Genomic DNA, 12,487 nt, shown 5'->3' with positions numbered 1-12,487 from the left:
CATTCAAGTTGGCGCTTCAGGGGTTGGAAAAGCGCATCGTGCTCGGCAGCGGCCTTTCGTCAGCACCCGTAGCCAGCCGCTGTCCAAGGATGATCTCCGCTACGCCTGCATAATCCTCATCGAAGTGATGATCTCCGCGCATCTTGCGGACCTCGACCCCGGTTCCGACGAGGTCCGGGCAGAGGCTCTGGTCGTCGTCCTCGCCGTAGATACAGAGACGCCGCGTCCAATCGAGCGCCTGAATCTGCGGCAATTCCGGCAGAGCGTCCTTCCCCCGCACGGCTTCGAGCCAGTCGCTCAGGTGAAATTGAAACATGGCGGTGCGGCCAACACTGAGCAGGGCAGCCAGCTCCACACGCGGGCGCAGATCGTCCGGCAGATCATTGGCCATGAAGGGCAGCACCTCCGCACCGAAGGAAAAACCGATCAGGATCACCCGCTCCTTGTGCCAGACGCTCAGGTAATGACGTATGACGCGGGCCAGATCGCGACTCGCCTCGGCGGGGGAGCGGGCCTTCCAGAAGTAGCCGAGCGAATCCCAGCCGACGGTGCTGATCCCCCGCATGGCCAGGCGCGCGCTTACCGCCCGGTCGAGCGCCGCCCAGCCACCGTCGCCGGAGAGCATGATGGCGAAGGTCGCGGGATCCTCCTGGGACGCACGGATCTCCACCAGCGGCAGACCAGCGGTATCCCCCTGTGCGGACACCACACCGACCTGATCAGGGATGCGCGGATCCAGCCATTGGAAGAGCGAGGCCAGCGGGCTCAACGTCACCTCCCCGTCCGGTGCCGGGCTTGGGGATGGGCCGGCGGCTGCCATCCGGGCATTGGCGATCGGCTTGATGAAATCCGCTGGTGGATCCGACAGACAGGTCGAAGGGTTCTCCGCATCGAACAGGAACCAACCGCTCGACACTTGAGAGGCGGGCAGCAATCGGTCACCCTGGATCAGTGCAGCGGTCAGTCCCTCGCGCTGGCAGGCCGGTACGACAACCGGCCAACGGGGGCAGAATCCCAGACTGACCGCCGCGTGAAAACGGTTCGGCGGTGTTTGCAGCAGCGCCGCATAGACCAACGCGCCACCTTCCGCCCGACCCAGCAGAATGGGCAAGGCGCCCTTGGGCAAGGTTTCGCGCTTCTCCACCCACTGTTCGATGCGCGCCAGATCCACGCTCAGGTCCCAGCAGGACGAAGGCGCTGGCTCGGCGTGCTGGCCGGACCACAGTGCTTCGATCCAGTGGAGCAAGCGGGACAAGGCGGCGCCTAAATCCCACCAGGGCGGTTCTGGCCGCTGCTGTGCGAGCGCGGGCCAGTCGATCCCGGCGACCAGATGTCCCTGATCCGCAACCTCTCCAGCCGTCGCCGCTGCGTCTGAGTCCCAGCCGCTGGTACCGGGCAGGAAGAGCACCAGTCCCTTCGGCTCACCTTCCGGGTGGACCAGGTGCAGGGTACCGGCGTCGCTGATCAGCGTCTCTTCGGTGACATCCGCGAGGGCCGGCTGGGACAGCAGCCAGAGACAGAGCGACAAGACCAGGAGTCCACGCTTCCTGGTCGTGGTGAAATGTTCAGTGGCGGACGCCATGGATGTGAACCTCTCGATGGGCATCGGGAAAGAATCCGGCGCTCAGGGCTTGCTCAGAATCCGCCGGTAGCCGCCCGCAACCAAGGCCGCCAGATCCACCAGCAGCATGGGCAGTGGCCGATATAGCGGATAGGCGATATAGCGGCTTTGCCAGACCGGATGGAATTTCTCCTTGAAACTGCGCAGACCCTTGTAATTGTAAAGTCGGCTCCCGTAGTCATAGGCCAGTCCGGCCAAGCGCTCGTCCGGACGGGCATAGCGAATATTACCGACGCCGCTCAATGGCGCCATTCCCAGGTTGAACCAGGTATAGCCCTCGTCGCGCGCCCATTCGATGATTCGGGTGAAGAGAAAATCCATGGTCCCATAGGGTGCGTCGGGAAGATGCCGCATCAGATCCAGCCCCAATTCCCGGCGCCCCAGATAGGAGGGGGTCAGACTCGCGAAAGCGACGATGCGCGGTCCCTGCCGTGCCACGAACAGGGGCGCCCAAGACAGATAATCGCGGTCGAAGGCACCCAGTGAGAAACGCTTTTCGCCGACGCCGCGTTCCCGCAGCCAAGCGTCGGAGACCGCCTCGAGTGTCCCCCAGATGGCCGCATCCAGGGGCGGCTGCAACAGCTCCAGGGTCAGCCCTTCGCGAACCGCACGGTTAACCGCCGTGCGCAGCGACTGGTTACGCCGACCGGTGAGTGAGAATTCGGCCAGGGGAACCTGTCCCATCTCTCCGGCCTTAAAGAGCGCGAACCCGCAGTCATGATAGAGGTGCAGGTGCTCGTTGGCGATTTCGTAGCACACCGGGTCGAGGTCGTGGCGATCTGCCAGATCACGGAATTCAAGCAGGGCGCGACCGAAACCCTGCTCGGCACCCATGGGATCGCCCAACGCCACCAGACGGCTACGGATGCGTTTGTACTGGATCAGGCAGCGGCCATCTTCCGTGTATAGCAGGTGCTTGTCGCCCATGAAAAGCAGATGGGCGAAGGTGCCACCACCGTGGGTTTCCAGCCAGTCGCGTGCCTGGATCAGAGCGCCAGCGTCGGTCGGCGGAAAGCTGGGTCTCGGCATCCGGAACAGACCCCAGGCGAGCCACCCCGCCAGCACCAGCAAAGCCAGCGGCAGTGAGCGCAGATAGCGCGCGACGTGCAAATGCGGCTCGGACTGGAGCCAGAGTCCGCTCTCGGCCAGCTCCTCGGTGTGCAGCCAGGAGCCAAGCAGGATGTAGGCGGCGACACTGGCAACTAAGGCGAACAGCCAGAGGAGACCGCGTTTTCCGAACAATGGATAGGAAAGCCGGTAAAAGGCGTCCCGACGCAGCCAGAGGAGACCGGCTACCGTTAGCGGAAAAAGCACCAACCCCGCCGCCGCCCCTTTGAGCAAGCTGAGGAGCGCCGCTGCAAGGAGCAGCGGCATGGCCACCTGATAGGCGCTGCGCGCTTGCAGACCGATGCCGCGCGACAGGGCGATCAGCAGCACGCCAACTCCAACCGAGAGGAAATGGGAGATCTCGATGGCCGGCAGCGGCAGCACCAGCAACAGGCGCTCGATGCGTTCTTCCAGCGCGGGCAGCGCCGCCGAAACCAGGAGCACCAGTCCGGTGGCAAAGATGAGCAAACTGAGCAGGCGCACCCCCAGGGTGGCGAGGAAGTGCAGCGGCAGCCGCAGCAGACCGAGCAGCGGATTGTCCTGCCACTGGCGCGCAAGTCGTCCGAGCATGGGCGACTCGGCGCGGGTCAGCAGGCCGCTCCCCAGATAGAGCCCGATCAGCCAGGGCACCAGATAGTAGACCAGACGAAAGATGAGCAGACCGGCCAAGGCGGTCTCGGCAGTCATCCCCGAGCGCGTCAGCATCGCCAGCAGTGAAGCATCGAAGACCCCGATCCCGCCGGGGATCAGGCTGACGATGCCCAGCGTTGCAGCCAGGGTGAAGGCGCTCAGGAAGAGGCCGGGATCGACCCGGGCTCCGAAGGCGGCGAGACAGCACCAGGCCACGATCACCGCCAGCAGCCAGTCGAGCGCTGAGATCCCGACCAGGGTCACGCCGCCGGCCAGGCCGATCCGCGTCTCTCCGCTGAGAACTCGGTGCAGGACCGCCCGACTGGACGCCAGGGCGAGGAAGACCGGCAGATAGACCGCACAGGCGATCAGAACGGTAAGCACCGCCCACTGAGGGATCACCGCTGGCAGCAGGTTGGCGTGACCTTGCGCCAGAATGAACGGCACCAGCACTGACAGTCCCACCGGAACCGAGAGCATGATCACCCCAGAATGGAGCGAGGCGACACGGGGCGTCACCCCATCGCGCACGAGGAGCAGGATGCGAATGCCGGAGCCCGCCAGCCCGGATAGACCAATGAGGTTGTTCATGGTGTTGGCGACCCAGCTATAGCGGATCAGCCGGGCCAGCGGCAGACCGATCTTGAGCCAGCGCCCGACCCACCAATCATAGAGAACCATGGAGAAAACGGCGGTCAGAGCCAGAGCCTGAAGCCCCAGCAGCGTCGCCACGGGGAGGCGTCGCACGCTTTCGTGCAGGGCGCGAACGTCGAATCCCTGAAGCTCGAACCAAAGGATCAACAGGGCAGCCAGCGCCAGCAGCGGCGGGGCCGCCCGTCGCAGCCAGCCGAGAAGCGAAATGGCGCGACGGTTGGAATCGGCGCCAGGGCTGGGTTTCGCCGGATTGGCATGACGGGTGTGGTGCTTGAGGTGATTCATGGAGCCTTTTTCATTGAAGAATCTGTCTGAAACACAATTTAGACGTGGTTTAAATGGCAAGGATCCACTCGCTTGCTTTGTCCAGAATCGCCGTCTCGCACGCGGCGGGCAGACGTCCGCGCCCGACTGCCGCGCTGGAGAGCACAGCGCGCGACCGTGCGAGATCACCCGACCAGCGATAACCAAGCCCGGCGATCAGGGCGAAGGCCGGATTGACGGACGACCCCTCGGCGGCGAAACGATCCGCGATATCGCGGAACTGGGTCCGATCCTGCGCCAGCGCCGGCATGGCGCCCAGATCGAGGATCATCTGACGGGTGCGGTCGAGACAGTCGGCCGTGTGCTGCCGGGGTTGGCCGAGCTGGCGTCCCAGCACCAGCAGACGCATCTGGCGGGCGTCCCAGAAACCGGGATCGGCGGCAATGGCAAGCGTCAGCGCGGACTCGGCCGCGTCGAGCGAGCCGCTCTCCCAGGCGATGTCGGCCAGCAGAAAATGGGCGTCGGCGCGGATGCGCTCGGGTACTCCGGCAATCATCAGGGCCGTCAGCGCCGCCTCCCGCGCCGCTTCGGGCGCACGCAGCCGCCGTTGCACCCGCGCCATCTCCAGCAGGGCGCGAAAACGGATCCGGGCATCGGCGGCCCTGGCAAGCGGTTGCAGCAGATCGAGTTTGCGCTGCGGGTCGCCGCTCAGGGCCGCCATCTGGAAGGTGCGGCGCGTCGGCTCGTCCACCGCGCCCCAGAGGTTGCGATAGCGCATGAAGGCCGTGTCCCCCGCCGCGCGCAGCGAGGAATCGGTCTGTACGGGTTGCAGGGCGATTTCGCCGCGCGCCGCCAGATCCGACCAGAGCGCCTGCCACTGAGCGAAGGCCAGCGCCTCGCGATCCTCGCCAGCAGCGGCGTCCGACTGAGACGCGCGGATCAACCCCTGGAGACTGACCGGAAGGAGCATCAGCAGCAGGAGCGCGATGACCGCGAAGAGGACGCGACGGGGACCGAAGCCCGTTCCCTCCGACACGGCGGCGGATTTACCAGTAGATGGCATGAGCGGTGAACTGTTCCGGATGCCGGCCCAGCCGGAGCGGTTCGTCAGGCTTCTGAGCAAACCAGCGAAAGCGCAGACCAGCCGCCTGGAGCCGCTCATGGAGCGGAACGAAGGTCTCCATGCCGGCGGGATGGACGATGAAGACCGGCGCGATGCGTGAGCTGGCGTCAGCCGCCGCCAACTCGCTGACGAGACGTTCGGTCGCATCCTCCGACCACGGCGGTTCCTGCGCCAGGATGGCCGGCGTATCCAGAAAGAAACGGATCTGGAAGGTATCGATGTCGCGTGTCACCAGCGGTTCGGGGAGCCATTCGAAGCGCCCCTGCGCCGTGGTGCCGGACAGGGCGTCAGGCGCGGCGATCAGCGCCGCGACGACCGACTCCTGATCCCAGCGTACCACCCGCCCGGAAATCACGAAGAAAAAGCGCGAAAAGGGCGGAAAGAGCTCGCGTCGCGGCTCGACGAAACGCGGGCTGGATACCGGGCGCGCGGCCGGATGCGCGGCGGTCTGGGTGGCGTGCCGTATCGACACCAGTGAAAACAGCGTCACGATCAGGATGATCGCCAGCAGATTGGTGGCAATGTCCAGAAAGGCGCTCTGTCCAGAATCCTCAAGGTCCATGCGCGGTCTCCGTTTCCCGCCAGTCGGTCAGCAGTCGCGACACGGCCTCGGGCGAGGCGGAAAGGGGTCGAAAGACCAGCCGGAAGACCCGGCGCGGCCCCGTCCGCTCATGCAGCAGACTGGTGAAACGGGCGAATGACTCCTCGAAGGCGCGACGGGTATCGAAGCAGGCGTCAGTGAAGGCGAACGCCAGATTGCGCACCTCGCCGCCCTGCCCCGCCAGACTCGCGAACAGCGCGGCAAACTGCTCCTCGCGATAAGGCACCGGCGCGGCGGTCGCGCCGGCATGGAGCGTCACCTCGCCATCGGCGACACAGACCACCAGATCGTCGATGCTCAAGGGGCGTCCCGTGGCGTGCTGGGCGATCTGCTGCAAGGCGAAGATGACGATCAGGATCCCGATGAAGGCAAAGACCAGATCGAGAAAAGGCAGCAGATTGATATCCACAAGCAGCGTCTCGGGAGGTCGGCGGCGCATCAGTCTGGCCGGTCGTGAAACAGGCGGTCGAGCAGGATCCGGTAATAGACCATGTCCAGTTTCTGCGCCCTGGCGCGCAGAATCAGCAGCAGCAGCATGGTTGGAATCACCAGCACCAGACCGACGAACGTCGTATCGAAGGCGAACGCGAGTCCACCCAGCACGCCGCCGAGACCGCTGGCACCGCCGTCGGACGGGATGATCGAGGCTTCGAGCCCGCTGACGGCCTGGGTGATACCGATGACGGTACCGATGAAGCCCAGCAATGGCAGCACCCAGATGGCAAAGCCGATGGGGGCGAAGTTGTGCTGATGCTGCTGGCTCCGCAGCATCAGGAGATAATCGCTCACCAGGGTCCAGTCTTCGCGGTCGCGCGCCTGACCGGACCAGCGTTGCAGCGCGGCGGCAACCGTCTCCTCGTCCCGCATGCTCCGACCGGAGAGATAAGCCAGCCAGTCCTGGAGACGCGAGCCCTGACGCGCCTCATCAGTGCCGAACCGCTGTTGCAGATGCAGTCGTTCGGCATGCAGGCCCAGATACTGGAGCATGGCATAGAGCAGGATCGCGACGAAGAGCGCGATCATGGACTGGCAGTAGCCGTTGTCGAGATAACGGCTCAGTCCAGCCGGCAGCGTCACCAGCGTCTGAACATGGAGAAAGGTCAACGACAGGGCCAGGGTGATGAGAGAGGCCACCGCCAGCGGCAGGACGATCTGCCGCTCCGAGAAGAGACCACCGACGCGATCGATGTCGAATGGCGGGGGCTTATCGTTCACTACTGGCTGCATCCAGTTGTGCGTCCAGCCGGTCGAGCTGGTCCTGCATATTGCGGCGGGTGATCCGCAACTCGCCGAGGCGGGCGCTGGTTTCGGTGTAAAGCTGTTCGTAACGGCGACGTTCATCCAGGGTCGGCGCGGCGTCGGACTGATCGAGCGCCCGCTGGGCCACGCTGGTGAGATGGGTTTCCAGACCATCGAGTGTCGTCAGGAGTTGCCGCACCTCCTGCAAACGCGCGGCCAGAATCGCCTGTTCATCCGCCGTGACGCTTGCCGCAGGCGCCGTCGGCCCGGCGGCGCAGGGATTGCCCCCCGGCAGCGCCAGACAGAGCGCCAGCGGGATGAGACGCCACTGGACGTGGTTTAGGTGATTTCCTGAACGGTTCATACCGGCGTACTCACCTCAAATAGACAGGATGAACAGGATTTTTCAGGATGGACAGGATTTAAGAATTTTTCTCCTGTGAATCCTGCGAAATCCTTTTCATCCTGTCCATTTGGAGCCTTGGCCCTGGTAGAAACTTTCCCGGAAACCACCTAAAACCCGCTCACTGCGAAATCGGCGTCTGCTGCGCCTCGTTCGCGGTCTTGACAATGGCCTGCATATTGGCATTGAGACTGCTCAGATTGGCGCTGACCTTTTGCAGCCCTTCGATGGCCTTGTCGGCCTGTCCCAGTTCGTAATAGGCCAGCACGATGTCGCGGTCAGACTCGATGGAGCGCATGAGCGCCACGGAATTGGCGCGCTCGGTGCTGATCTGGTTGCGCAGGGTGCGTCCCGTATCGAGCTTGGTCTGCCAGGACTGCGCGACCGGCAGGAAGGCCGGATTGGCCTCGGACTTTTTCAGTGTCTCCTGACGGCGCTGTTCCCAGAGCGCCAGCAGCGCATCGAGTTCCTTCCAGATCTCGCTGTCCTCGGCCATGCTGTCGTGGACCTTGGTCACGGAGGCCAGCATCTCGTCGAGCACCTGACCGCCCTTTTCGATCGAATCGCGGCTGGCCTGGATGTTGGTTTCCAGATCGCCCAGATTGGCCTGAAGCTGCTGGGCAACCTCGTTGACCTTCTGAAACAGATTCGCCATGTCAGGCTGTCCGCCCGGTTGGGCGAATGTCCCGGCGGTCGTGAGCGCGAAGAGTCCGGCAAGCAGAATGGTGGGTGTCTTCATGTTGTCCTCGCGGCGGGTTGAGTGACGTTCAGTTGGAGATGGGCACCGTGCTCTGGAGTGTCTGCTGAGTCTTTTCCTCGACGACGGTCATGGCCGTGGTGATGTCGTTGAGTCCTTCGACCACTGAACGCGCGGCGGCGATGGCCTCCAGCACCTTGCCGATCTTCATTTCCTGAAGAACCACGCGATGCTGGCGCATGATGGTCGAGAGCTTTTCCTGCGCAAGCGTGCGGCTCTGATTGAGACGCTCGTCCACGATGTCGTATTCCTGAATGGCGCGTTCGAGCTGGGCGATGCTCTGCTCGCGGTTGGTGTAGTCGGGCGGCTGGCGTTCGTACCAGCTTTTCAGGACGATGGTTCCCTCTTTGGCGCGATTGAGCGCATCGGCGAAATCGCTGTTGAGATCCAGCTTGTTCAGCACGCCATAGACCTCGTCGCGCAGGGTGAAAAAGAGATTATCGACCTGCACCTCCTTTTCGTCCTCGGAGGTCAGACGGGCGACTTCATCGAGTTTTTCCATCGCCGTCTGGATCCGCGCGCCGAGCTGCGCATTCGAGGTGCGGATGTTCGACATCTCGTTTTCGAGGATGACGGTCGGGTTGGTGCGATTGGGATTGCGGGCGCTGTAATTGGTGTCCTGCGCCCAGGCGGGGATGGCGAGCAGTACCGCATGGAAGACGATGAGCGCGGTCAAGCTGGCGGTGCGCCAGCCGGTGCGACGAGAATCGGTTTGGTGTTCGGTCTCTTTCATCGGCTCCCCATGCAATATGGATCTCGACAGGATTAACAGGATTTTTTAATCGCGTACCAGCCGGCTAGAGCGACTCACCGGAGTCAGTCTTCACCGATGCTGTTCGTTGTCGTCGTCGTCGGCTTGCGAATCTTCGATTACGACTACGACGACGACAACGATCGGAAACATGTCCCGTCTGAAACCGGTTCCATGCCCTGGATGCGGACTCACTGCGAACAGGCTTCCAGATTTTCCTGGAAACCTTCGAGCAGACGGTCTCTTTTGTTGCGCAGATAGGCCAGATCGCGCGAAATATCGGTCAGATCCGATTCGAGATTGCGCGCGCGGTCGGCCTCGCGCACCAGTCGCTGGCTGATGATTGGCCTGGATTCCTGATTCAGATCCGTTTCGACTTTATTGATGATCAGGCCCGCGCAATTATTGAGCTTGATCGCTTCGGTCATCCATTCGGCAACCGGTAGTTTTTGCAGTTGCTCGATTTCCTGCCGGTTGCCGTCCACAAAAGCGGTCGGACAGTCCGCATCCGAGTTGCGCAGATCCAGCCGCCACTTCTCCAGGTTCTGATTGCTGCGGTCGATCCGCTGGAGGATCTTGATGTAGTTTTCGCCCAGGGCGTGATAACGGTCGAAGACCTCGGTATTGCTCCAGGTGCAGGTCGGAGGCTCATAGAGCGGCGGCGGATCCTTCTGACCACTGCGCGGGATCGCCCCTGTTGAGGAAGCCGGGGTCGATGAGTGCGATGACAACCACGACCCGGCATTTTTGAGCCAGATCATCGGATCATGGTTTTCGGCCCGATAAACAAACCAGACGCCAGCGCCAGAAGCCAGCAGGACAACCAGCACCGCCGGAATCCTGAGCCATGAACGTCTGGACCAGCGCGAACGATTGGACGCTTCAAGCGGCTGGGGCGGAGGAAGCGGCTCGGTTGAGCCGCGCGCGGGTTCAGGGCTTGACAGCGGCGATCCTGTTCCGGCTGGCGCTGAATGCGGGCCGACAGCGTTCTGAGCGACCGCCACACCAAAATGCTCGGCCAGCGGCTGGAGTCCGCCACGAAAACCCTGGCCGTTGGCGCGGAACTTCCAGCCTGCGCCGTGGCGATAGATCTCGGCAAAGATGAGCGCCTGCTCGTCGCCGGCATCGGCGAGCGTGAAGCTGACGCCCTCACCTGTCTCCGGCGTCGCCGTAAGGGTCGCGCCGGTCAGGTGTCGGAACGAACCGGTCTCCAGCGCGGCGGCGAAGACACATCTCTGGATGCGGAGCGGGAGTCGGTCCAGTTGAATCAGGCAGTGCGACTGACCGGCAGCGGGCGCAGACAGGCGGATGACGCCATCCGGCGCCTGGAGCTGGTTGTAAAACAGAAACCAGTCGTCGCCCGGCACATGCCCATCATCGCCGACCGCGAAACAGACGACATCCAGACTGCCACGACTCGCCTGCCAGTTCAGCTCGACGTGCACGCCGCCCGCATTCGTCAGCGGGGCATTCGCACCCTTGGGCAGGATCTTCATGTCCACCACAACCCTGACGGCATGGCGTTTCCTCCAACTCGCTCGGGATTGACTCGGCTTGCATTTTTGCGCCGCACGTTAGACCAACCCGCCGCCTCTTGCAACTGACGGGCCGTCACCCAGGGCGCGCTAACTTCGGTTTAACCTCTTGCCGCTCTGTCTCCACCAAGGCACACTCTGACGCCCGCCCCGGCATCCTGCCTTCGCCCGGAGAATGAATCTATGCCTCCCGCCCTTCGCGCCGCAGTCGTTGGCGTGCTCGCCCTGCTGACAACAGCCTGCGCAACCCAGCCGCGCGTCACCTCGGTCTGGACCGACCCCGGCGCACAGCCGACTCAATATCGCACGCTGGTGGTGTTCGGCATCGCCACCAAAACCACCGTGCGACGCGCCTACGAAGACAACTTTGCGACGGCCCTGACCGCCGCCGGGGTCAGCGCCCGCCCCAGTCACACCCTGGTGTCGGAAAAATCGCTCAGACGCACCGCGCAGATCAAACGCGCCCTGTCGGGCGCGGACGCGGACGCTCTGATCGTCACCCATCTCATCCCCGAGGCAGCGCAGAGCACGGAGCCTGCGGCACGCGCCACCTCGATTCCTGATACTTACCGCCGCTTCGACCGCTATTACAACCAGGTTTATAGCGATGTCGCCCGACCCGATTACTACACCGGTTATCAATCGCTGCGACTGGAGACCAACCTCTACGACGCGCAGCGCGAAACCCTGGTCTGGTCCGGTCGCTCGCAGCCGCTCGATCCCAACTCGGAGCAGACCATCAGTCAGGTCATCGCCGATGTCATCGCGCAACTGCGCAGGGATGGACTGCTGGCCGGGGCGGTTACCAAGAAAGCCTCTTCCGGTTCGTTTGAATAAGCCGCGAAAAATATACGGGATGCGATGTTTGGACCTGGTGACGAAGCTCCGCTTCACGAATCTGAGGAGTCGCGATCAGATCAATCCAGGCGAAGGCTCAAAGTCGCCGTCTCGTGAAGCAGAGCTTCATCGCTGAGGTCACGAAGCTGGAGCTTCGTGACCAGAGTAAAAAGTCCTGTCAATCCTGGAAAATCCTGTTAATCCTGTCCATTTAAATCACACAGCGCCTGCACAATCGCCCCGTCCTCCGCCTTTGCCGCGACCTTGACCGTCACGAAGCCAAGCCCGCGCGCGGTCTGTTCGGTGCGTTCGGCGATCACCACCAGCGGCGTGGCAAGCAGTGGCTCGCGACCGTCCGGTCCCAGCATCTCGACCAGATTCAGCAGCACCTCGTCACTGGTCGCCAGCGTCAGCGCGACCGCTTCCGACCAGCGCGCCAGCAGCGGCGCGGGATCAAACGCCGGTCTGACCCGCCGATAGACCTCGGCGAACCGGACCTCCGCCCCGCGTGCGGCGAGGGTCTCGGCGAAGATCGCGCGCCCGCCATCCCCGCGCACGATCAGCACCCGCCGGTCCTGCATCGCCGCCAGTTCAGGCATCGCCAGCAGGGCTTCGCTTTCGTAACGCTCGTTCGGTACCAGATCCGGCGCACGCCCGGCAGCGGCGAGCGCCAGTGCGGTGCCGCGTCCGACGGCCGCCACCTGGGCGACGTTCGACCAGCGCCCATCGGGCATCAGCGCCAGCGCCTGTTCCACCGCGTTGCGGCTGACGAAATACATCAGATCCCAGGGCTCGGCCAGACGCGCGGCGAGCGGCTGCGGCTCCAGCGCCGGTTCGATGGCGATGGTCGGCAGACGCACCGCCCGCCCGCCTGCCGCCTCGATCAGGCGGCAGAGTTCGTCCGCCTGACCGGCGGGCCGGGTCACGAGCACGCCGCGACCGGCGAGATCGCAGGGGGGCATGGC

General features: G+C 63.7%; 12 protein-coding genes. 1 reads left to right on the top strand and 11 read right to left on the bottom strand.

Annotation, left to right across the window (positions count from 1 at the left end; all coding sequences use genetic code 11):
• Positions 1-16 precede the first annotated feature (16 nt).
• The 10 genes from EDC35_RS00435 to EDC35_RS00390 all read right to left on the bottom strand — a co-directional run bounded on the left by EDC35_RS00435 (position 17) and on the right by EDC35_RS00390 (position 10,646).
• Positions 17-1,606 carry a virulence factor family protein gene (locus EDC35_RS00435; RefSeq protein ID WP_132974882.1) on the bottom strand — a complete coding sequence of 530 codons (1,590 nt, stop codon included), beginning with the start codon at positions 1,604-1,606 and terminating at the stop codon, positions 17-19.
• 18 nt (positions 1,607-1,624) lie between these two features.
• Positions 1,625-4,297, bottom strand: a complete 2,673-nt coding sequence (mprF, locus tag EDC35_RS00430) for a bifunctional lysylphosphatidylglycerol flippase/synthetase MprF (protein WP_132974881.1) — start codon at positions 4,295-4,297, stop codon at positions 1,625-1,627.
• A gap of 49 nt (positions 4,298-4,346) precedes the next feature.
• On the bottom strand, positions 4,347-5,339 hold the full coding sequence (locus tag EDC35_RS00425) for a hypothetical protein (protein WP_132974880.1): 993 nt from the start codon (positions 5,337-5,339) through the stop codon (positions 4,347-4,349).
• Complete coding sequence (locus EDC35_RS00420; protein ID WP_132974879.1) at positions 5,323-5,961, bottom strand: hypothetical protein; 639 nt, start codon at positions 5,959-5,961, stop codon at positions 5,323-5,325. The genes EDC35_RS00425 and EDC35_RS00420 overlap by 17 nt, the downstream gene beginning before the upstream one ends.
• Positions 5,951-6,439: a hypothetical protein gene (locus EDC35_RS00415; RefSeq protein ID WP_132974878.1), complete on the bottom strand. Its 489-nt coding sequence runs from the start codon at positions 6,437-6,439 to the stop codon at positions 5,951-5,953. The genes EDC35_RS00420 and EDC35_RS00415 overlap by 11 nt, the downstream gene beginning before the upstream one ends.
• Positions 6,439-7,215 (bottom strand): MotA/TolQ/ExbB proton channel family protein, encoded by a 777-nt coding sequence (locus EDC35_RS00410; protein WP_243651349.1) that lies wholly within the window; start codon positions 7,213-7,215, stop codon positions 6,439-6,441. Before EDC35_RS00410 ends, EDC35_RS00415 begins: the two co-directional genes overlap by 1 nt.
• A complete protein-coding gene (locus EDC35_RS00405; RefSeq protein WP_132974876.1) occupies positions 7,205-7,603 on the bottom strand; it encodes a hypothetical protein in 399 nt (132 codons plus the stop codon). The genes EDC35_RS00410 and EDC35_RS00405 overlap by 11 nt, the downstream gene beginning before the upstream one ends.
• A gap of 160 nt (positions 7,604-7,763) precedes the next feature.
• Positions 7,764-8,381: a hypothetical protein gene (locus EDC35_RS00400; RefSeq protein WP_132974875.1), complete on the bottom strand. Its 618-nt coding sequence runs from the start codon at positions 8,379-8,381 to the stop codon at positions 7,764-7,766.
• 28 nt (positions 8,382-8,409) lie between these two features.
• Entirely contained in the window at positions 8,410-9,132 is a 723-nt protein-coding gene (locus EDC35_RS00395; protein WP_243651348.1) for a hypothetical protein, read from the bottom strand.
• Positions 9,133-9,341: 209 nt separating this feature from the next.
• A complete protein-coding gene (locus EDC35_RS00390) occupies positions 9,342-10,646 on the bottom strand; it encodes a TerD family protein (RefSeq protein WP_132974874.1) in 1,305 nt (434 codons plus the stop codon).
• A 222-nt stretch (positions 10,647-10,868) separates the two neighbouring features.
• Here EDC35_RS00390 and EDC35_RS00385 point away from each other — a divergent pair, with 222 nt between their 5' ends.
• The gene (locus EDC35_RS00385) at positions 10,869-11,522 is read left to right on the top strand and encodes a hypothetical protein (protein ID WP_132974873.1); all 654 of its coding nucleotides are present in this window, start codon (positions 10,869-10,871) and stop codon (positions 11,520-11,522) included.
• Positions 11,523-11,719: 197 nt separating this feature from the next.
• Here the strand turns inward: EDC35_RS00385 and EDC35_RS00380 are convergent, their stop codons facing one another.
• Positions 11,720-12,484 (bottom strand): uroporphyrinogen-III synthase, encoded by a 765-nt coding sequence (locus EDC35_RS00380; RefSeq protein ID WP_132974872.1) that lies wholly within the window; start codon positions 12,482-12,484, stop codon positions 11,720-11,722.
• Between the last annotated feature and the right edge of the window lie 3 nt (positions 12,485-12,487).

It is taken from the genome of Thiobaca trueperi (assembly GCF_004342175.1).
Taxonomy (GTDB): domain Bacteria; phylum Pseudomonadota; class Gammaproteobacteria; order Chromatiales; family Chromatiaceae; genus Thiobaca; species Thiobaca trueperi.
This window is presented reverse-complemented; position numbering and strand designations above follow the sequence as displayed.